The organism is Microbacterium oleivorans (genome assembly GCF_013389665.1).
GTDB lineage: Bacteria > Actinomycetota > Actinomycetes > Actinomycetales > Microbacteriaceae > Microbacterium > Microbacterium oleivorans_C.
On sequence record NZ_CP058316.1, the window covers coordinates 1,104,504 to 1,124,858 of the forward strand.

At 71.9% G+C, this 20,355-nt stretch carries 20 protein-coding genes; 7 read left to right on the plus strand and 13 right to left on the minus strand.

Annotation, left to right across the window (positions count from 1 at the left end):
* Positions 1-5: 5 nt before the first annotated feature.
* The 3 genes from HW566_RS05440 to HW566_RS05450 all read right to left on the minus strand — a co-directional run bounded on the left by HW566_RS05440 (position 6) and on the right by HW566_RS05450 (position 883).
* Entirely contained in the window at positions 6-104 is a 99-nt protein-coding gene (locus HW566_RS05440) for a 30S ribosomal protein bS22 (protein WP_003792170.1), read from the minus strand.
* Between the two features lie 83 nt (positions 105-187).
* Positions 188-379 carry a helix-turn-helix domain-containing protein gene (locus HW566_RS05445; protein ID WP_178011068.1) on the minus strand — a complete coding sequence of 64 codons (192 nt, stop codon included), beginning with the start codon at positions 377-379 and terminating at the stop codon, positions 188-190.
* Positions 380-475: 96 nt separating this feature from the next.
* Positions 476-883: an ArsR/SmtB family transcription factor gene (locus tag HW566_RS05450; RefSeq protein WP_178011070.1), complete on the minus strand. Its 408-nt coding sequence runs from the start codon at positions 881-883 to the stop codon at positions 476-478.
* A 100-nt stretch (positions 884-983) separates the two neighbouring features.
* Between HW566_RS05450 and HW566_RS05455 the strand changes: the two genes are divergently transcribed.
* A complete protein-coding gene (locus tag HW566_RS05455) occupies positions 984-2,426 on the plus strand; it encodes a TrkH family potassium uptake protein (RefSeq protein ID WP_178011071.1) in 1,443 nt (480 codons plus the stop codon).
* The gene (locus HW566_RS05460; RefSeq protein WP_091500290.1) at positions 2,419-3,090 is read left to right on the plus strand and encodes a potassium channel family protein; all 672 of its coding nucleotides are present in this window, start codon (positions 2,419-2,421) and stop codon (positions 3,088-3,090) included. The genes HW566_RS05455 and HW566_RS05460 overlap by 8 nt, the downstream gene beginning before the upstream one ends.
* A gap of 169 nt (positions 3,091-3,259) precedes the next feature.
* Here HW566_RS05460 and proC read toward each other — a convergent pair whose 3' ends face one another.
* The gene (gene proC, locus HW566_RS05465) at positions 3,260-4,102 is read right to left on the minus strand and encodes a pyrroline-5-carboxylate reductase (protein ID WP_178011073.1); all 843 of its coding nucleotides are present in this window, start codon (positions 4,100-4,102) and stop codon (positions 3,260-3,262) included.
* A 109-nt stretch (positions 4,103-4,211) separates the two neighbouring features.
* Between proC and HW566_RS05470 the strand changes: the two genes are divergently transcribed.
* Complete coding sequence (locus tag HW566_RS05470; protein ID WP_178011075.1) at positions 4,212-5,330, plus strand: alpha/beta fold hydrolase; 1,119 nt, start codon at positions 4,212-4,214, stop codon at positions 5,328-5,330.
* 60 nt (positions 5,331-5,390) lie between these two features.
* Here HW566_RS05470 and HW566_RS05475 read toward each other — a convergent pair whose 3' ends face one another.
* Positions 5,391-5,822: a nucleoside deaminase gene (locus HW566_RS05475; protein ID WP_178014714.1), complete on the minus strand. Its 432-nt coding sequence runs from the start codon at positions 5,820-5,822 to the stop codon at positions 5,391-5,393.
* Positions 5,823-5,909: 87 nt separating this feature from the next.
* Between HW566_RS05475 and upp the strand changes: the two genes are divergently transcribed.
* Positions 5,910-6,545: a uracil phosphoribosyltransferase gene (gene upp / locus HW566_RS05480; protein WP_178011077.1), complete on the plus strand. Its 636-nt coding sequence runs from the start codon at positions 5,910-5,912 to the stop codon at positions 6,543-6,545.
* 38 nt (positions 6,546-6,583) lie between these two features.
* Here the strand turns inward: upp and HW566_RS05485 are convergent, their stop codons facing one another.
* Complete coding sequence (locus tag HW566_RS05485; RefSeq protein ID WP_178011079.1) at positions 6,584-10,114, minus strand: TM0106 family RecB-like putative nuclease; 3,531 nt, start codon at positions 10,112-10,114, stop codon at positions 6,584-6,586.
* 70 nt (positions 10,115-10,184) lie between these two features.
* Here HW566_RS05485 and HW566_RS05490 point away from each other — a divergent pair, with 70 nt between their 5' ends.
* Complete coding sequence (locus tag HW566_RS05490; RefSeq protein WP_178011080.1) at positions 10,185-12,254, plus strand: NAD(+) synthase; 2,070 nt, start codon at positions 10,185-10,187, stop codon at positions 12,252-12,254.
* An 18-nt stretch (positions 12,255-12,272) separates the two neighbouring features.
* Here the strand turns inward: HW566_RS05490 and HW566_RS05495 are convergent, their stop codons facing one another.
* Positions 12,273-12,854, minus strand: a complete 582-nt coding sequence (locus HW566_RS05495; RefSeq protein WP_178011082.1) for a hypothetical protein — start codon at positions 12,852-12,854, stop codon at positions 12,273-12,275.
* A gap of 129 nt (positions 12,855-12,983) precedes the next feature.
* Between HW566_RS05495 and HW566_RS16015 the strand changes: the two genes are divergently transcribed.
* Together HW566_RS16015 and HW566_RS05500 are read left to right on the plus strand one after the other, a co-directional pair.
* Positions 12,984-13,115 (plus strand): hypothetical protein, encoded by a 132-nt coding sequence (locus tag HW566_RS16015; protein ID WP_256728881.1) that lies wholly within the window; start codon positions 12,984-12,986, stop codon positions 13,113-13,115.
* Positions 13,112-13,678: a phosphorylase family protein gene (locus HW566_RS05500; protein ID WP_178011084.1), complete on the plus strand. Its 567-nt coding sequence runs from the start codon at positions 13,112-13,114 to the stop codon at positions 13,676-13,678. The genes HW566_RS16015 and HW566_RS05500 overlap by 4 nt, the downstream gene beginning before the upstream one ends.
* On the opposite strand, the gene HW566_RS05505 is transcribed toward HW566_RS05500, so the two are convergent.
* From HW566_RS05505 to HW566_RS05530, 6 genes are all read right to left on the minus strand, one after another.
* Positions 13,666-13,848, minus strand: coding sequence for a hypothetical protein (locus tag HW566_RS05505; RefSeq protein ID WP_178011085.1), 183 nt, complete (start codon positions 13,846-13,848; stop codon positions 13,666-13,668). The genes HW566_RS05500 and HW566_RS05505 overlap by 13 nt on opposite strands.
* A gap of 9 nt (positions 13,849-13,857) precedes the next feature.
* Positions 13,858-16,884 carry an AAA family ATPase gene (locus HW566_RS05510; RefSeq protein ID WP_178011086.1) on the minus strand — a complete coding sequence of 1,009 codons (3,027 nt, stop codon included), beginning with the start codon at positions 16,882-16,884 and terminating at the stop codon, positions 13,858-13,860.
* Complete coding sequence (locus tag HW566_RS05515; RefSeq protein ID WP_178011088.1) at positions 16,881-18,029, minus strand: exonuclease SbcCD subunit D; 1,149 nt, start codon at positions 18,027-18,029, stop codon at positions 16,881-16,883. Before HW566_RS05515 ends, HW566_RS05510 begins: the two co-directional genes overlap by 4 nt.
* Positions 18,030-18,089: 60 nt before the next feature.
* A complete protein-coding gene (locus tag HW566_RS05520) occupies positions 18,090-19,553 on the minus strand; it encodes an MFS transporter (RefSeq protein WP_178011090.1) in 1,464 nt (487 codons plus the stop codon).
* 120 nt (positions 19,554-19,673) lie between these two features.
* A complete protein-coding gene (locus HW566_RS16020; protein WP_178011092.1) occupies positions 19,674-20,036 on the minus strand; it encodes a hypothetical protein in 363 nt (120 codons plus the stop codon).
* Positions 20,033-20,260: a hypothetical protein gene (locus HW566_RS05530; protein ID WP_178011094.1), complete on the minus strand. Its 228-nt coding sequence runs from the start codon at positions 20,258-20,260 to the stop codon at positions 20,033-20,035. Before HW566_RS05530 ends, HW566_RS16020 begins: the two co-directional genes overlap by 4 nt.
* Between the last annotated feature and the right edge of the window lie 95 nt (positions 20,261-20,355).

The window sequence follows — 20,355 nt, forward strand, 5'->3', positions numbered from 1 at the left end:
GCGACTTACTTCTTGTTGCGGCGCTGGTGGCGAGTCTTGCGAAGCAGCTTGCGGTGCTTCTTCTTCGCCATGCGCTTGCGGCGCTTCTTGATGACAGAACCCACGGAAAACCTCACTATGTCAGGGTCTGGACGCTTCTCTTCTGCGTCCGGGAACAGGCATCTCGCGAAAAATGCCTCGGATCAGTCTAGCCGACGTCGGAGATCGGCCGTTGCAGTGCTTCGCGCACCGCTGATTCGGGCACCCGATAGCTGCGACCGAAGCGGACGGCGGGCAGTTCGCCGGAGTGGACGAGACGGTAGACGGTCATCTTCGACACCCGCATGATCTCCGCCACCTCCGCCACGGTGAGAAAGCGCACATCGGGCAGCTCGGCCATCGTCATCCCTTTCCCCCGGCTGCGATCACTCTAGGGGGACGGCGCGACGCGTGTAAACCGGTGTGACGGGTGGGACTCGCCCTGCGGCCGGTGGGATCAGCGCGGCGGGCGTTTGCCGAACACGCTGGTGACGGCGTGCTTCGCGGATGCGGCGGCGCGCCCCACCCGTTCGGCGACGGCCGCCGCCTGCTCGGGCAGCGCCACGGCCGGCTCGGCGTCGTAGGCCTCCGACGTCAGGAACGGCACGAGCCAGTCGTCGATGGCGTCGAGCGGCTCGGGCGAGAGGCTGTAGTAGCGGTGCTGCCCCTCCTCGCGCACGGTGACCAGCTCGGCCTCGCGCAGCACCTTCAGGTGCTTCGAGATCGTCGGCTGGCTCACCCCGAGCTCGTTGACGATCTGCGAGACGCTCGTCCCCGAGGTGCGGGGGTCGGAGTCACGGTCGAGCAGGAGACGCAGGATGTCCCGACGGGTACCGTCGGCGATCACGTCGAAGATGTCCGCCATGCAATCAGGTTAGTCGCCGTGCGCGCCCGAGTACCATGACATCGGCGCCGAGCTGCGGCCGGCGCCCTGTGCACGCGCAGCGACCAGGGGGAGGACACGCATGGCGGACCGGTCCGTCGGCGCGATCGTCCTCCGCCGCCTGAGATCCTTCGGCCGGAGCGCCTGGGATGCGGGGCGCGACCTCGCGACCGCGTCGCCCTCCCGCTTCGCGGTGCTGATCTTCTCGACGCTCATCCTCGTCTTCACGACGCTGTTCTCGCTGCCGGCAGCCTCGGCGGACGGCGTCGCGACGCCTTTCGCGGACGCCCTCTTCACCGCCGTCTCGACCATCTGCGTCGCGGGGCTGGCGACCGTCGACATGGCCACGCACTGGTCGCCCCTCGGTCACGTCCTCATCTACATCGGCGTCAACGTCGGCGCGCTCGGTGTGCTCACGCTCGCCTCGATCCTCGGCCTGGTGATCTCCAAGCGCCTCGGCCTGCGCGCGAAGCTCATCGCCGCCGGCGACAGCAACCCGATGCGCGCCCACGGCGGTCCGGTGAACGAGGGACAGGCCGTGCGCCTCGGCGAGGTCGGCCTGCTGCTGCGCACCGTCGCGCTCTCGACCCTCGTGATCGAGGCAGGGCTGGCCGTGCTGCTCTACCCGTCGCTCCTCATCGGCGGCGTCGACCCGCTGACGGCGCTGTGGGAGGCGCCGTACTACGCGGCCATGGCCTTCACGAACACCGGCTTCTCACCGAACGCCGAGGGGCTCCAGCCGTTCGCCCAGGACTACATCATGCTCACCGTCCTCATGGCGGGCGTCTTCCTCGGCTCGATCGGGTTCCCCGTCATCTTCACCCTGTGGCGCCACCATTGGCACGTCCGGGCGTGGTCGCTGCACGCCAAGCTGACGATCATCACGACCATCGTGCTGTTCTTCGCCGGTGCCGGGGTCTTCCTGCTGCTCGAGTACGACAACCCGGCGACCTTCGGCTCGATGGAGGCGTGGGACACCACCTTCCAGGCCTTCTTCCTCTCGGCGATGACGCGCTCCGGCGGCTTCTCGGTCGTCGACATCGGCGAGATGCACGGCTCCTCCCTCATCGTCGGATCGATGCTCATGTTCGTCGGCGGCGGGTCGGCCTCCACCGCCGGCGGCATCAAGGTCACCACCCTCGCCGTGCTGGCGCTGGCGGTGTGGTCGGAGGCCAAGGGACGCCCCTCGGTGCAGACTTTCGGTCGCCGCATCCCGAGCGATGTGCAGCGCGTGGCCCTCTCGGTCGTCGCGTGGAGCGCGACCATCGTCGCCCTCGGCACGGTCACGATCGCGCAGATCACCAAGGCGCCCGTGGACCTCGTGCTCTTCGACGTCATCTCGGGCTTCGCGACGGTCGGGCTGTCGACCGGGCTGACGGCGGAGCTGCCCGACTCGGCCGTCTACGTGATGGCCCTGGTGATGTTCATGGGACGCGTTGGTACAGTGACACTCGCCGCGGCGGTCGCTGCGACATCCCGTTCGCAGTTGTACGCCCTCCCCGTCGAAAGGCCCATCGTTGGTTGAGCAGATCCGGGGCGACGCCCCCGTCCTGGTCATCGGGCTCGGGCGCTTCGGCGCCGCGTGCGCCGGTGAACTCGATCGCCTCGACCGCGAGGTGCTCGCGATCGACGACAGCCTCGAGCTGGTGCAGAAGTGGTCGGAGCGGGTCACGCACGCCGTCCAGGCCGATGCGCGCAACCTCGACGCGCTCAAGCAGATCGGTGCGCAGGACTTCCAGGTCGCCGTCGTCGCGGTCGGATCCTCGATCGAGGCCTCGGTGCTCATCACCGCGAACCTCGTCGACCTGAAGGTGCCGCAGATCTGGGCCAAGGCCGTGTCGCAGTCGCACGGCAAGATCCTCGCCCGCGTCGGCGCGAACCACGTCGTCTATCCCGAGCGCGAAGCGGGCGAGCGCGTGGCCCACCTCGTCAGCGGGCGCATGCTCGACTTCATCCGCTTCGACGACGACTTCGTGCTGGCCAAGATGTATCCGCCGAAGTTCATCCGCGGTGTGGGTCTGAACGAGTCAGGCGTGCGCACGAAGTACCACGTCACCGTGGTGGGAGTGAAGAGCCCGGGCAAGCCGTTCCGCTACGCGGAGGCCAACACCGTCGTCACGAACCACGACCTCATCATCGTGTCCGGCACGAACTCCGACATCGAGCGCTTCGCCTCCCTCGACCGCTGACGTGCCCCCGCCCCGGTGGGTGTGGAGTGCTGGCGGCGGGGCTGCCTGCCTGAGCCGTGAGGGTGGGGGGCGACGTGACGGTGGCACGGCCGACGCTCAGGCAGACACGAGACCCGGTGAGGGCGCCCCCTCTTCGTCCGCGACGTCCGGGCTCGTCGGGGCTCGGAGGTCAGGAGCCGGCGGCGAGCTCACGAGCCCGCGCAAGCGCGGCGTCGGTCGCGCGGGCGAAGACGTCGTCGAGTCGTGCGTCCTGCAGGACGGCTATCGCGCGCTCGGTCGTCCCCTTCGGGCTGGTGACCCGGCGACGCAGCTCCGCGGGCTCCTCGCCCGAGGCGTCGAGGAGGGCCGCCGCGCCGATGAAGGTCTGCTCGGCCATGGTCCGCGCGTCGGCCTCGTCGAACCCCTTGCCCACCGCGGCACGCGTGAGCTCCTCGATGAGCAGGAAGACATAGGCCGGGCCGGAGCCCGAGATCGTCGACAGCGCGTCGATCCGATCCTCGGGAACCGCGACGACGACTCCGCAGGTCTCGAACAGCGCCCGGACGACGGCGACGTCCGCCTCGGATGCCGCCTGCCCGGCGGCCAACCCGGTGACGGCCTTGCCCACTACCGCCGGGGTGTTCGGCATGGACCGGATGACGGGCACGTCGGAGCCGAGGAGCGTGGCGAAGGTCTCGATCGTGACGCCCGCCGCGAGGCTCACCACGACGGTCCCCGGGCGCAGCGCCGGAGCGATCTCGCGCAGCAGATCGGGCACCATCGCCGGTTTGACACCGATGAGCACGATGTCGGCCGCGGCGGCGGCATCCGTGTTGCCCGTGGGGGTCTCGGAGAGCGCCACGCTCGTCACCCCCGGAAGCTCCGCCAGCGCAGCGGCCTTGTCGGACGACCGGTTGGTGACCGTGACGCCGCCCGCAGCCGCGCCCGAGGCGACGAGCCCCGACAGGATCGCACCGCCCATCGAGCCGGCTCCGAGGATGGCGATGGGCGGAAGAGCGGAGGCGTCGGGCATGCGGCCATCTTAAGTCCGGCCGTTTCCCAGCGCGGGGAACAGGTGCGCGGTAGAGTCGAGACGTCCGCGGGCGCGGAAGCGCTCGCCGCGCAGAGCGAAGGATCCCGCCATGCCCCTCTTCGACGGCATCACGCCACGCACGATCGAGACCGCGCGCTTGGCGGTGAACATCCTCGAGCGCGCCGGTGACGACCCGGCCACGCCGGCAGACCGCACCCTCGTGCTGCTGCACGCCGCTCCGGGCTCGAGCCTCTTCTGGCAGGAGATCATCGAGGACCTTCCGAGCGATGTCCGTCCGATCGCCGTGGACCTGCGCGGTTTCGGCGGCACCGAGCACGCGCCGGTGGATGCCACCCGCGGTGTCCGAGACTTCTCGGACGACCTGCACGCGACGCTCGAGGCGCTGGACCTCGAGACCGTCCACCTCGTCGGCTGGGGGCTCGGGGCGGCCGTCGCCCTGCAGTACGCGCTCGATCATCGCGTCCTCTCGCTGAGCCTGATCTCTCCGATCTCGCCCTACGGATTCGGCGGGACCGACATCGACGGCACGCGCCTCACCGAGGACGACGCCGGATGCGGCGGCGGCGCCATCAGCCGCATCGTGGTCGAACGCCTCACCGCGCGCGACGACGGCGACGAGGACGGCTCTGCCCGCTCCGTCTTCCGCACCACCTTCGTCTCACCCGACTACGAGTCCGACAACGAGGACACCTGGATCGAGGCGATGCTGTCGACCTCCACCGCGGAGGGCAACTACCCCGGAGACAGCGTGCCGAGCGAGAACTGGCCCGGGTTCGCGGCCGGGCGCCTCGGCGTGCAGAACGCCCTCGCTCCGGCGAACTTCGACGTCTCGGCCATCGCGGACACGGGCGCAGGGTACGACGCGCCACCGATCCTGTGGATCCGCGGCGGTGCCGACGTCGTCGTGGCCGACGGATCGTTCGCCGAGAGCGGTCATCTCGGCGAAATCGGGGCGATCCCCGGCTGGCCAGGCGTCGAGGTGGCGCCGGCGCAGCAGATGGTGACCCAGACCCGCGCGGTCTTCGACCGCTACCGCGCCGCGGGAGGACGGGTCACCGAGGTCGTGATCGAGGGCGTCGGCCACGCCGTGCACCTGGAGCGCCCGGGCAAGGTGCGCACCGCGATCCTGTCGACGATCGGCTACCTGGGCACCCCGATCTCGCCCGCCCCGCCCACCGAGGCGATCATCCTCAGCTCCTGGGACTGAGCCGCCGACGGCCCGACTCGCCCGTTCGCGGCCGTCCGCCCGGCGTCTCGACCGGGTGCCTCAGCGACGGCGCTCGAAGAACTCGCGCAGCAGGGCGGATGCGGCGTCCGCCTGCACGCCCGCGACGACCTCGGCCCGCACGGGCAGCCGACGGTCGCGCACCACGTCGTACTGCGAACCGGCCGCGCCGGCCTTGTCGTCCCACGCCCCGAACACGAGTCGCGACACGTGCGCCTGCAGCAGCGCGCCCGCGCACATCAGACACGGCTCGAGTGTGACGGTGAGGGTGCACCCGGTGAGGTTCCACGACCCGATCGCCTGCGCCGCGGCGCGCAGGGCGACGACCTCCGCGTGAGCGGTCGGATCACCCGTCGTCTCGCGCCGATTGCGACCCTCACCGATCACGGTTCCGCGGGCGTCCCTGACGACGGCACCGACGGGGATCTCACCCTCGGCTGCCGCCGCCTGCGCCAGTTCGAGCGCACGCGCCATGGCGCGCAGATCGTCCGAGGATGCCGGCAGGGTCACCGCTCCAGCGTAGGGCCGGGGCGCACCGGGCCGGCCGCGTAGGATCGAGCCATGCGTGTTCACGTCGCCGACCACCCCCTCATCACCCACAAGCTCTCGGTGCTCCGCGACAAGAACACCCCCTCGCCGGTGTTCCGCCAGCTCACCGAAGAGCTCGTGACGCTGCTCGCCTACGAGGCCACGCGCAACGTGCGGACCGAGCAGGTCGAGATCGAGACCCCCGTCACCCGCACCACGGGCCTGGCGATCGCCCGCCCGCGCCCGTTGGTGGTGCCGATCCTCCGCGCCGGGCTCGGCATGCTCGAGGGCATGACCAAGCTGCTCCCGACGGCCGAGGTCGGCTTCCTCGGCATGGCGCGCAACGAGGTCACGTTCGAGCCGACGACCTATGCGGAGCGGCTTCCCGACGACCTCAGCGACCGGCAGTGCTTCGTGCTCGACCCGATGCTCGCGACCGGCGGCTCGCTCGGCGCGGCCATCGACTTCATCTTCCAGCGCGGGGCTCAGGACGTCACCGCGATCTGCATCCTCGCGGCGCCCGAGGGTGTCGCCGCCATCGAACGGCAGGTCGGCGACCGCGATGTCACCCTCGTGCTGGGCTCGCTCGACGAGCGGCTCGACGAGCGGGGCTACATCGTCCCGGGTCTCGGCGACGCGGGCGACCGCCTGTACGGCACCGTCGGCTGATCCCCCTGGGTGCCGCCCGGCCCGCGGCATCCGATCGATCAGGCCACGCCGACGAGGCGCGCGAAAGCGCTCATCCGCGCCACCCCTTCGGGCGTGCGGGGAAGATCGTCGAGGATGCCGGTGCCGTAGACGACGTATGCCGTGTGCTGCGCGCGCGAAACCGCGACGTTGAGCCGGTTCTGCAGCAGCAGGAACTCGAGCCCGCGGGGGGCGTCTCGCCCGGATGAGGCGGCGAGCGAGACGATCGCCACCGCGGCCTCCTGCCCCTGGAACCTGTCGACCGTCCCGACGGGGACGTCCGCGAAGCCTGCAGCAGAAAGCGCCTCCTCCACGAGCACCTGCTGCGCGTTGTAGGGCGTGACCACGATGATGTCGCGCGGCGTGAGCGCACGGGCGACGGCGCCGTCGTCGGGTGTCCAGGAGCGCGCCACGAGATCGCGGACCAGATCGACCACCCGCTCCGCCTCCTCGGGCGACGCGGTCGCGTTGCGTCGATGACGCAACGGCAGCGGCACGACACCCGCGGGAACACCGTCGAGCGATCGCGACGCCGTCGAGGGGTGCGCGGCGAGCTTGCCGTCGTACGACAGCACCGACACGGGCCGGGCGACCTCCGGCCTCATGCGACGCGTCTCGGCGAGGAAGAAGCCGCGCTCCTCGGGGACGACGTGCGCGCCGTCCATGATCCAGCCGAGGGCCGATGTGTCGACGGGCTCGGGGTGGGTGCCCTGACTCACCTGCGGAAGCTGCTGCGGGTCGCCCAGCAGCAGCAGCCGCGGTGCCGCCACCGAGACAGCGATCGTGGAGGCGAGCGAGAACTGCCCGGCCTCGTCGATCACGAGCAGGTCGAGGCTCCCCCGTGGGATGCGCCCGGCATGCGTGAGATCCCAGGCCGTGCCGCCGACGACGAAACCGTCGGGCCGGGATGCGGTGAAATCGGCCACGCCGTTCTTGGCGATCACGGTGAACGCTTCGTCGCCCGACGGCTCGCCCTTGACGGCCTTGCCGATCTGCGCTCGGGGAACGCCCGCGGCCGCGATGCGGTCGAGCATGTTCTCGACGACGGCGTGGGATTGCGCGACGACCCCGACGCGGAAGCCGCGTTCGCGCACGAGCTCGGCCACCACGTGGGATCCGACGTAGGTCTTGCCGGTGCCGGGGGGCCCCTGCACCGCGAGATAGCTCCGGTCGAGATCGAGGATGGTGCGGGCGATGTCGGACACATCGTCGCTGCTGCCCCGGACGAGCGCGCCGCCGAGGGTGCGGGGCGCGCGGCGCAGCAACAGGTCGGTGGCCGGGTCGGCCGGGAGGACGGGCGCCGCGGCGATCACCGTGTCGGCCCAGGCGTCGATGGCCGCCTGCTGGCTTCCCGCCGGCGGGGGCGCCGCCGGGGTGAGCGCGATCGGCAGCTCGGACCACGTGAACCCGCCGAGCGCGAGCTCCTCGACCACCGCGCCGTCGTCGAGCACCTCGACGATCCGCACGCGGCGATCCGCATGGATGAAGCGCGGGCGCGGCTCGGTGGGGAAAGGAGCCGGCGTCTCGTAGAGGGCGAACGGCGACGAGTCGACCGCGAGGCGCGTCCCCGGGGCCACATCCCCGCGCAGTTCGATCAGCCTGCGGTCGGTTCGGGCTCCCTCGGGCCGGTGCCAGTCCTCGACGACGCCGCTGCGGTCTGGTGCGACGGAGACCACGTCGCGGGTCTCGTCCCACATCGACAGCGGCTCGCGCAGGCGCAGGAAGTGCGTGGCCCAGAAAGACTTCGCCTCCCGAGGGTAGTAGTCGATCGCGGCGGCGCCGAGCCGCAGGGCGACCGCGGCGGGCGCCTCCCGCGCCGCGGTGTCCTCGTCGGCCGCCGCATCGGCGAGGCGACCGAGGGCGGCGGCCCGGGGCGAGGGCTCGTAGGCGCGCTCTTCGGGCTCGACGTCGGCGGACGGGCGCAACTGGGCCTCGCGGGCGCGATCGACGAGCCAGTCGCGCAGGCGACGCGTGGAGACGCAGTCGTAGCGGTTGTAGTCGGCCAGGTCGGCGAGGATGCGATCCGCCGCCTCCCGCTCGCCGACGTCGGCGAGCGCGCGGGCCTCGACGTACCGGACGATCGAGTCGTCGCCCTTCTGCACATCGCTCGTGCGCACCTCGGCGCCCATGTAGAGCGGCTCGAGCTTCTTGATCGAGTAGGAGCGCGACCCGACGCGCAGCGCACGCCGGACGATCGGGTAGAGGTCGACGAAGACGCCGTCGCGCAGCAGCCGGTCGACCGCAGCCTCACCGACGCCGTAACGCGCCGCCATCGCCAGCAGATGCGTGGGCTCATACGGGGCGTAGTGGTAGATGTGCATGCCCGGGTGGGCCGCCCGCTGCACATCGATCATCTGCAGGAACGTCTCGAAGGCACGTCTCTCGTCGTCGAAGGTGTGGGCCCACAGTGCCGAGTACTGCTCGTCCTGATCGACCCATCCGAACAGGTAGTCGATCCCCCAGTGCTGGGCGGCACCCTCGGTGTAGAGCGGATCGCCCTCGAAGTCGAAGAACAGATCGCCCCGATCGGGCCGCGGCAGCGCTCCGAGGGCCTTGGCGAACACGACCTCGTACGTCGGGACCGCAGTGCCGGTCCCGACCGCCGCAGCATGATCGTCCGCGGACGGCGCGGCGTCTCGCGGGATGCCACCGGCCGGGCTCACGAGCTGCAGGCGGGCCTGGGTGCGCAGGCCCGAGAAGGCGTCCCACGACATCCGGGGCGGGGCCTCGCGGGCCGAGGCGAGCTCGTCGATGGTGGTCACACCGGCCGCGCGCAGTCGCTCGCGCTGGATCGGGCGCATCCCGGCCACCAGCAGCAGGTCGCGCGACGCCACGACCTGGAGGTCGCAGGTGGCGCACCGCCCGCACGCGAGGATCCGGAGCTCGCCCCGGTCATCGCCCCACGCCAGTGGCGCACCGGCCGCTCCGGCGGCGAGGTCGCGGTCGGCGATCAGAGCGCGCAGTCGTTCCCTCCGCAGCCGGAAGACGGGACCGATGTCGGCGCGCGCGTGCCGCGACACCGTGCCGTCGCCGAGGAGCAGCTCGACGTGGTCTGCCACCGACACGCCCTCGCGGTCGAGCTGGACGGCGTAGGCCTCGAGCTGCATCAGCGCGGTGACCCGGGCGTGCCGCGCGAGCTTGGTGTCCTGCACGACCCAGCGCCCGGCCTCGTCGCGCACGAGGAAGTCGGCGAATCCGACGAAGTCGGCATCGGAGAACGCCGCCTGGTACACGACCCGCGCGTCGGAGGCGAGGGCCTCACGCGTGAGGCGGACGGCCTCGGCCAGGCCGGCCGCGTCGGACGAACGGGTCTCGGGGACCACCGCCACCTCGCCCGGCAGATCGCGCTGGTAGGCCGCGAGCACGCGGCGCTCGTGCTGATCGCCGAGGCGACCCGCGCGCTCGAGCGTCAGGTCGACGGGATCATCGACGGGAGCGACCCGACCGAGCTTGGCGTCGATGGCCCGCAGCCACGCGAACTCGCACTCGGCGGCTGCCTTCAGGTCGCTCGCGCTCCACACGATGCGGCCCTCGTCCTCGATGTATCGCATGATCCCCTTCCGTTCAACGACCCTAGCCGCGGGGTGCGACACCGCCGACGCCGGTGCCACACTGGGGAGGGTGACCACCCCGCTCCCCTTCGCCAGCGCCTATGCCCACGGCTTCGCACGGGTCGCCGCCTGCACCATACCGGTGGCGATCGCCGACCCCGCGGCCAACGCCGACGCGGTACTCGCCGAAGCACGCGCCTGCGACGCCGAGTCGGTGGCGATCGCGGTGTTCCCCGAGCTGTGCCTGACCGGCTACGCGATCGAGGACCTCGTGCTCCAGGACGCGGTGCTGGATGCCGTCGAGGCGGCCATCGAGCGCATCGTCGCGGCCTCCGCCGACCTGATGCCGGTTCTGGTCGTCGGGGCGCCGCTGCGCCACCGCAACCGCCTCTACAACTGCGCCGTCGTCATCCACCGCGGCGCGATCCTCGGGGTCGCCCCCAAGGCGCACATCCCCACCTACCGGGAGTTCTACGAGCGCCGCTGGTACGCCGCCGGCGAGGAGTGGGACGGCGAGGGCGTCCGCATCGGCGAACATGAGGCGGTGTTCGGCACGAACCTGCTCTTCGACGTGCGCGACGTTCCGGGCCTGGTGCTGCACGCCGAGGTCTGCGAGGACGTCTGGGTGCCGGTGCCTCCGTCCTCGCGTGCGGCGCTGGCGGGCGCGACGGTGCTGGTGAACCTCTCGGGCTCCCCGATCACGATCGGCCGCGCCGACGACCGGCGCACGCTCGTGCAGTCGCAGTCGCTGCGCTGCCTCGCCGCCTACGCCTACGCCGCGGCCGGGCTCGGCGAGTCGACGAACGACGTGTCGTGGGACGGCCAGACGATGATCTACGAGGGCGGATCGCTGCTGGCCGAGACCGAGCGCTTCCCCGACGGTCCGCGCCGCAGCGTGGCCGACGTCGACCTCGACCGTCTGCGGCAGGACCGCTTCCGACAGGGCACCTTCGACGACAACCGGCGCTCGACGGCCACGGACTTCCTCACCGTCGAGACGTTCCTGAACCCGCCCGCCGAGGACATCGGCCTGCGCCGGGTGCTCGATCGGTTCCCGTTCGTCCCCGACGATCCGGCCCGACTCGACCAGGACTGCTACGAGGCGTTCAACATCCAGGTCTCGGGGCTCGAGCAGCGCATGCGCGCGATCGGCGGACCGCGCCCGGTGATCGGCGTCTCGGGTGGCCTCGACTCCACGCACGCCCTGCTCGTGGTGGCGCGGGCGATGGACCGCATGGGACGGCCGCGCAGCGACATCCTGGCGTACACGATGCCCGGATTCGCCACGAGCGACCACACGAGGTCCAACGCCGTCGCCCTCGCCGAGGCCGTCGGCGCGACGATCGAGACGATCGACATCCGCCCCGCGGCCGGTGAGCTGCTGCGCGGGATCGGGCACCCCTACGCTTCGGGCGAGCCGGTGTACGACGTGACGTTCGAGAACGTGCAGGCGGGGGTGCGCACCGACTTCCTGTTCCGCCTCGCCAACCGTCTGGGCGGGATCGTGATCGGCACCTCCGACCTGTCGGAGCTCGCCCTCGGCTGGGCGACGTACGGCGTGGGCGACCACATGAGCCACTACGCGGTCAACTCCGGCGTCCCCAAGACTCTGATCCAGCACATCATTCGCTGGGTCATCGCGCACCGCGAGGGCACCGGCACCGACCTCACCGACGAGGCGGTCGCGGTGCTGCAGTCGGTGCTCGACACCGAGATCAGCCCGGAGCTGGTTCCGGCGGGCGAGGACGGCAAGGTGCAGTCCACCGAGTCGACGATCGGCCCGTACGCCCTCCACGACTTCGCGCTGCACCATGTGCTGCGCTACGGGTTCCGTCCGTCGAAGATCGCCTTCCTCGCACAGCACGCGTGGTCGGACGCGGATGCCGGCGACTGGCCGGCCGGTTTCCCCCTCGACGAGCGCTACGCCTACGACCTGCCCGAGATCGCCCACTGGCTGCAGGTCTTCCTGAAGCGCTTCTTCGGGTTCGCGCAGTTCAAACGCAGCGCGATCCCCAACGGACCGAAGGTCGCGGCGGCGGGTTCGCTGTCGCCCCGCGGCGACTGGCGGGCGCCGTCCGACGGCAACGCGACGGCCTGGCTGGCCGAGCTGCGGCGGGCACTCCCCGACCTGGTCGACTGAGGCGCGAGCGACCCGCGCTCAGCCGACCGGGAGCGTGCCGTACGCGAGGGTGATGATCCAGCCGTCGCGCGAGACGTCGACCAGCGAGTAGCGCATGTTGCGATCGGGAATCCAGCCCCGGTGTCGGCCCGGGTCGAGTCGCACCTGCTCGGGAGCCACGCGCACGCCACGGCCGTCCGCCTCGAGCACGGCCTGCACGTGCACCCAGTGGTCGATCAGGTCGAGGGTGTCGGCCGAGGAGAACAGACGCGAGTGCTTGCGCATACGCGCGAGGTCGGCGGGTTCGGGATGGGCGTCGCGGATGTCGATGCCGATCGGCAGCCCCGGGTCGCTGATCGCGACCACCGTGGCAGCGCGGTAGCTCGCCGTCGTGACCAGGAGAGGCACCTCCGTGCCGTTGCGCGAGGCCACCAGGCGCGTGTGGTAGCCGAAACCGCGGGGGGCCTCCCGTTCGATGCGGACGTCCTTCTCGTCGCAGCGCAGCTCCGCCGCGACCACCTCGCGCGCGATCATCCGTCGTCGGTCGTGCACCGTGATCGCGGGGTCCCAGCCCAACCGCGCCGTGATGCCCGTCGGAGTGTCGAGAAGTACCGTCTGCATGTCGCCAGCTCCCGCCTGTCGATGGTCTGACCTCACCGGCGAGTCTAGCGAGCCCTGCCGCAGGCGCCAGGGTCGTCGGCCGGGCTTAAGCGAGCCCGGCGGGCGGCGCCCCTCGCCTAGGCTGACGGGATGAGCTTCGACAACGACGGCGGCAAACGTCCGACCTCGGCACGCATCGCGATCTGGGTCGTGGCCGGCGGGGTCGGCGCGTACATGCTGATCTCGGGCATCCTCGGCATCGTCGCCGGAGGCGGGGCATGAGCGGACAGCGTCTGCTCGTCGTCGCCCACCGGGACGAGCTCGCGGCGTTCCCCGACCGCATCCCGGGCTTCGACATCCTGCTCACGGGCCCCGGAAAGCTGCCCGCCGCGCACGAGCTCACCCGGGCCCTCGATCGCGCCGACTACGACGAGGTCGTCGTCGTGGGAACGGCCGGGGCCGTGGGCGGCGCACTCGGTCCGGGGATCTACGAGATCGCAGCAGCGGTCCAGCACGACGTCTTCGACCTCGCCGGGGTGCGCGGCCGTCACCTCTCGATGCCCGAGCGCGTCGAGACCGGCTCGAGCGGCGTCACGATCGCGACGGGCGACGTGTTCGTCGACGACGCCGAGGCGGTCGAGCTGATCCGCTCGCTCGGCGCCGAGCTCGTCGACATGGAGACCTACGTCTACATCTGGGTGGCGCAGCGGTTCGGCATCCCGATCCGCGTGCTCAAGGCCGTCTCGGACGACGCGCAGGACGGCGCGACGACGGGCTGGGACGATGCGGTTGCGGCGTGCAGCGCGGCGCTGTACGCACGCGTCCGCAACGACTACGGGGTCTGATCGCCGCGACGGGCGAACAGCCGGCGCAGCAGCAGGAACACCACGAGCGCCACGACGGCGACGAGGCCGAGCTTCACGGCGAAGACCGCGAGACGCAGCACCACGTCGACGACCACCCAGGCGATCAGGATCGCAGCGATCACTCCGACGACGGTCCAGAAAGTCCTCACGCCCGCATCCTACCGATCGTCGCTGCGAGCGTCCTGACGGATGATGCTCGGCCCCTCACGGGTCGCCTCGACGACGATCTGCGCGGCGAGCTGCTCCTTCATCCCCTCTACATGGCTGATGACGCCCACCGTGCGCCCGCCCGCCCGAAGCTCGTCGAGCGTGCGCATCGCCAGCTCGAGGGTCTCGGGGTCGAGCGAACCGAAGCCCTCGTCGACGAAGAGGGTGTCGAGACGGATGCCGCCGGCGCGGCCGGTGACGACCTCGGCGAGCCCCAGTGCGAGGGCGAGCGAGGCGAGGAAGGTCTCACCGCCGGAGAGCGACTGGGGCGACCGCAGCCGACCGGTGTGCGCATCGAGCACCTCGAGCGCCAGGCCCGATGCGGCGCCCCGCGCCTGCAACGCATCGCTGTGGTGCAGCGTGTAGCGGCCCGACGACATGTCGCGCAGGCGGAGGTTCGCCGCGGCGACGATCTCTTCGAGCTCCGCCGCCAGCACGAACGTCTCGAGGTCCATCTTGCGCGTGTTGGGCGCGCGTCCGGCCACGGTGTCGGCGAGGCGTGTGACGGCCGCAGTGCTCTCGGCGCGCTCGGCCACCACGGCGAACGACTCGTCGATGCGCACGAGGAGATCGCGCAGCCGGTCGGTGGCGTGGACCGCGTCGCGGTGCGCCGCGATGGCGGCTCCCCGCGCGGCGTCGGCGGCGGCGACCCGCGCGCTCGAGGCCTCCAGGTCGGGTCGTTCGTCGCCGAGGCCGGCGGCGGCGAGCTCGAGCTCGAGCAGGCGCGCCCGCGTCGCCGAGACGTCGGCGGTGTGCTCGGCGAGACGGTTCTCGAGCGACGCGAGATCGGTTGCCGGCACAAGAGCCGCGCGTACCGCGTCGGGGTCGTCGAAATCGGATGCGGCGACGCGCTCGAAACGGTCGGCGAGGGCGGTCTGCGCGGCACGCTCGCGCTCGGCGAGCCTGCTGCGGGCCTCCAGCGCGGCACGCACGAGATCGCGATGCTCGCGGGCCGCCGCCAGGCGATCGGCGACCGTCGCGGCGTCGCCGCGGGCCTCGGCGACGTCCTTCTCCAGCCGTGCGACCGTCGCCGATGTGGCCGCCATCTGCTCGCGAGCCCGGGCGAGGGCGTCGCCCAGGCGGTCCCGTTCGACGCTCGCCGCCGCGTCGAGCTCGTCGAGCGCCGCCCGCTGGGCGGTGAGCTCGGTCGCGCGCGTCGACGCCTGGACGGCCCGATCGAGTGCCTCGGCGGCGACGGCGCTCGCGGCGGCGAGGTCGTCGACGGTGCGACCGGCGGCTCGAGCGGCCGCCGCGGCCTGCTCGGCGCGGATACCCGCCGCCCGTTCCCCCGCCGTCTGCGCGGCCGTGACGGCGATGTCGCGGCGGTGCTCCGCGCCTGCGAGATCGTCGTCGGTCACCAGATCACGGGCCGCGGGGGCGGGATGCGGGTGCTCGACGGCACCGCACACCGGACACCGCTCGCCGTCGACGAGCTCGGCCGCCAGCTCGGCCGCCCGACCGGCGAAACGTCGCCGCAGCAGCTCGGTCACGGCGGCGCCCGCCGCGTCGGCGCGCGCACTGGCCTCGAGGTACGAGGTCTCGGCTGCGGCGAGGTCATCGGCCAGTCGCCGGGCGGTCGAGGCGGCCTCGGACTGGGCGGCCAGCTCGTCGCGGCGCGTTCGCAGGTCGTCGACGCGCGCGGCCTCGACCGATGCCGTCGCATGTTCGGCCTCGAGCCGCTCGCGCTCGGCGGGGACGCGGGAGTGCTGCTCGTCCAGCCCGGCGAGCTGGGCGGCGAGATCGGCGGCTGACCTCTCGCACGCCTCTCGATCGGCGGCGGCGCGGATGAGCTCGCGCTCGCGGGCGGCCGCATCCGTCCACCGTGCGATGTCACCGGTGAGTGCCTCGACGGTGGCCGCGAGATCTCCGTCGAGGTCGCCACCCGCGTCGCGCCACCGCTCGTCGGCGCCGTCGACGTCGGCGCGCGCCGTGGCGACGGCGGCCTCGGCACGCTCGGCGACCTCGAGGGTCGCCCGCAGCACCTCGGCGGTACGCGCGCGCTCGATCCGACGAGAGTCCGCGGCGATGCTCGGCGCATCGGCGTCGAGCCGGTCCATCCGCGCCCGCGCGGACGCGAGGTCGTCGAGCGTGCGAACGCGATCGACGAGCTCGGCGTGCGCGGCGGCGACACGGACATGCTCGGCGTCGGCCTGCTCCTGCAGCTGCGCGGCCTGCTCCACCGCGTACAGTGCGCGCTGGTGCGCGCGCACGACGGCGTCGCGACGCGCGGCGAGATCGAGGTCGGCCGGGCGAGGATGCGCGCGGGAGCGGTCATCGGCCTCGCCCTCCCCCGCGGGGCGGCCGTCCGGAGCGGCACCGGCGGCTTCGGCCAGCTCGAGAAGCGTGCGGGTCTGGTCGCCGGCGGCCTCCAGCTCGCGCTGCGCCGCGCGACGGCGCTGCTCGAGATCGTCCTTGTACTGCTCGAACCGGCGCGTGCCGAACAACGTGCGCAGCAGCTGCTGGCGCTCGTCGTTGCGGGCGAGCAGGAAGCGCGAGAACTTGTTCTGGGCGAGCAGGATCACCTGCTGGAACTGCTGCGCGTTCAGCCCGAGCACCTCGTCGAGCAGCAGTCCGACCTCGCGGGGCTTCGCCGCGCGCCCCACCCAGGTGCCGCCGACGAGCTCGTCGAGCTCCGCGCGCGCGGGTTCGGTCGTCAGCTTGTCACCGCGCTTCGCGGGACGCTCGTAATCGGGCGCGCGCGTCACCCGCCAGCGCCGGTCGCCCACGGTGAACTCCAGGCGCACGTCCGTGGGATCGCCGAGGAAGCTGTGGTCGCTGCGCAGCCGCCGCTCGCCGCTCTCGTAGCGCGGCACCGATCCGTACAGGGCGAAGCTCACTCCGTCGAGGATGCTCGACTTGCCCGCGCCCGTGCGCCCCGAGATCAGGAAGACACCGTCGCGGTCGAAGGCATCGAAGTCGACTGTCTGCCGTTCCCGGAACGGGCCGAAACCGGTGAGTTCGAGCCGGTGGAGCTTCACGCGAGCGCCTCGACGCGCACCCGCTCGTCGAGGACATCGGCGAGGAGCTCGCGCTCGCGGTCGTCGGCACCGGCACCCTCGCGCACGTGCACGAGGAAGGCCTCGACGAGCTCGGCGTCGCTGCGCGCAGCGCGCACGCGTTCGACGTAGGTGAGACTCTCGCGTTCGGCGGCCGCCGCCGGGACGTGGACGACCTTCGCGCAGAACGGGAACCGTTCCTGCAGGCGACGCATCGGGTCGCGCTCGGGCAGCGCGTCGGTGTACTCCACGCACAGCCACGCCTGCTCGAACCGGTCGTAGGCGGGGTCGGCGAGCACGTCGGCCAGAGGCGCGCGCAGCGTGACGACGGGGCGCGGCACCGGCAGCTCGAGCCACGAGGCCCCCGCGAAACCGTCGGCGTCGAGCTCGACGAGCCACGAGCCCCGGGGCTTGTCGCCCTCGCCGAAGCTGTAGTGCAGCGGCGCACCGGCGTACCGCACGGACGGCGCGAGCTGCTGCCGTCCGTGGATGTGACCGAGTGCCGTGTAGTCGACGCCGGCGAAGGTGGCGAGCGGGACGACGTCGAGGCCGCCCTGCTGGATGTCGCGCTCGAGGTGGGGCGTGGGCTCGACCCCCGCCGCGAAGCAGTGGGCGATCGCGACCGACCGGCCCCCGCGCGCGGCGAGGTCGTCGCGCACCAGTCCCATCGCCCGGTCGAGCACCGCGGCCTGCGACCGCGCCTCGGGCCACAGGTGACGCAGCAGCGCGGGTTCGAGGTAGGGGATCCCGTAGAAGTGCACCGGCCCCGCGGCATCCGTCACCGTCACCGGCGAACCGACGGCGCTCGGATCGGTGAGGACGTGGATGCCGTCGCGCAGCAGGCCCGCCTGGAAGCCGAGCCGGGCGGCGGAGTCGTGGTTGCCGCTGGTGACGACGACCTGAGCGCCGGTGTCGGCGATGCCGCGCAGGACGTCCGTCAGCAGCGCATAGCATCCGGCCGCGGGCGCGGCGGAGTCGAACACGTCGCCGGCGACGATCACCACGTCGACGTCGTTCTCGCTCACCTGGCGGGTGAGCGCCTCGAGCACCCCTCGGAGCGCGTCGAGCGTGGAGTGACCGTGGAAGGTCCGCCCGATGTGCCAGTCGGAGGTGTGCAGGATCCGCATGCGATCCAGGTTAGGAGAGCCCTCCGACATCGCCGGGAGCCCCGCGGGTGCGGCGCGGAGTCAGCTGCGCCGAGCGCGGCGGCGACGCGACGACAGGTCGCTCACACCGAGCACCAGCGCCACCGCGAGGAACAGCCCGACCGAGATCATCCCGAACGCGTAGGCGTCGTGGTACACCTCGAGCGCGGGCGTCGCCCCGTCGTCCTCGCGGTAGACCGTCGAGTAGAACAGCGAGAGCGCCACGGCCGTCCCGACCGCGGTTCCGATGCGCTGCACGAGCTGTCCCACCGAGCCCGCCAGGCCGCCCTGCTTGACCGGGATGTCGGCCAAGGTCAGCGTCTGGTTGGGCGAGATCACCAGCCCACCGCCGAAGCCGCCGACCGTCAGCACCACCGCCATGGCGATCTCGACGATGCCGGGGGGCACGAAGTACGCCACGAGCGTCAGCGCGATCACGGCCGACAGCATGATGACGAGGCCCCACACCACGAGCGGTCGCCCGATGCGGGTCACGACCCGGCCGCCGATGTAGGAGGCCGCGGCGCTGGCCACCGCGAAACCGATCGACACCATTCCGGCGAACACCGGCGCCAGCCCGACGCCGAGCTGGAGGAACAGGGTCGTCAGCAGGAACATGGCCGGCAGCGCCATGAAGTACACCGCCTGGATCAGCGTCCCGTTGCGGTACGACGAGATCGCGAACAGGCTGAGCGGCACCAGCGGGTGACGCCCGGATGCCGCGTAGCGGCGCTCCCATCCCACGAAAGCCGCCGCGAAGACGGCGAACGCCACGAGCAGCCACCAGCGCTGCGGGTTGTCGTCGGGTGAGCCCGTGGTCAGCAGGAACGGCGCCATGAGCGCGACGATGACCAGGCCGAACAGCAGCAGGCCCACCGGATCGAGCTGCAGCCTCGCGGGTCGCGACTCGCGGGTCTTGGGCAGCAGCCAGATCACCCCCGCGAGCACCGCGATCGTCAGCGGCACGTTCATCCAGAAGATGTACCGCCACCCGTCGTCGGCTCCGCCCAGCGCGATCATGAGGCCGCCGAGCGTCGGGCCGAACGCGGTCGAGATGCCGATCGTCGCGCCGAAGAGCCCGAATGCCTTCCCGCGCTCCGCACCCTGGAACATCTCCTGGGCCAGCCCGATCACCTGGGGCATCTGGATGCCGGCCGCGACGCCCTGGACGAGGCGCGCCGCGAGCAGCGTCGAGGTGTCGGGGGCGAGCGCGCAGACGATGCTGGTCAGGGCGAAGAGGGTGAGTCCGACGATGAACAGCGCGCGCCGCGAACGCTGGTCGCCGATGCGGCCCGCGGGAACCAGCGTGAGACCGAAGGTCAGCACGTATCCCGACACGATGAGCTGCAGCTCGGTCGACCCGGCGCCGAACGCCTGCTCGATCGAGGGCAGTGCGACGTTGACTTTCGTCAGGTCGAGGATCGTCAAGGCGGCGACCGCGACGCAGACCCAGAAGGCCCGCCATCGCTGGTGCACCGACAGGGGAATGGTGGCCGTGTCGCTCATCGAGAACAGGCTATGCCCGTCCGGGATGTCGCACCCCGCCCTTGCGCTCGTCCCCGCATCCGCTCACCTGTTCGGCTCCGGATGCGGCGCGGACCGCACATCCCCGGTCCGACAGCCGTGTCAGTCCGTCCCGGCCAGCTCGTCGACGAGGCGTGCGACCTCGTCGTCGTCGAGCTGCAGTCCGACCTGGCCGAGCCGCTGCCGCAGACCGTGTTCGACCGTCGAGCGGTTCTGTCCGGCGAGATCGGCACGCACCTGCGCGAGCAGCCCGTCGAGGCGCTCGGCGTCGTCGGTGGTGTGCATCGCGAGGGCGGGCCCATCCTGCTCGCCGTCGGGCGAGACCGGGGTGTCGGCCTGGGGCGGGGTGACCTCGCCGTCCGTCCCGGCCGAGGTCGCACGCGTTCCGCCGCGACCCGTCTCGGGGGCGTCTTGCGTGGCAGAGTCCGAGACGCTCGTGTCGATCTCGTCCGCTTCGCCGCTCACCGCTCGTCCTCCGCCTGCGCGTCGGTCACCAGGTCGGGGTCGAGCCCCTGCTGGATCTCAGCGCTCTCGACGAAGCCGTCGGGGGTGTCGCCGTCGGGGGCCGGTGCCGCATCGGCGGGGGTGTCGGCCTCGCGCACGGCGTCGTCCTTCGCTTCCTGGGCAGCCAGCGACGTGGCGCCGGCGCCATCGGGATCGACGATGCCCTCGGGTAGATCGCGGTTCATGACTGTCTCCTTCGATCGTTCGCCTCAGTCTCACCCGGCCGCCCGTGCGCCATCACCGTCTTGACAGCCGAGGCACGCGCGGCTTAAAGCCGCGC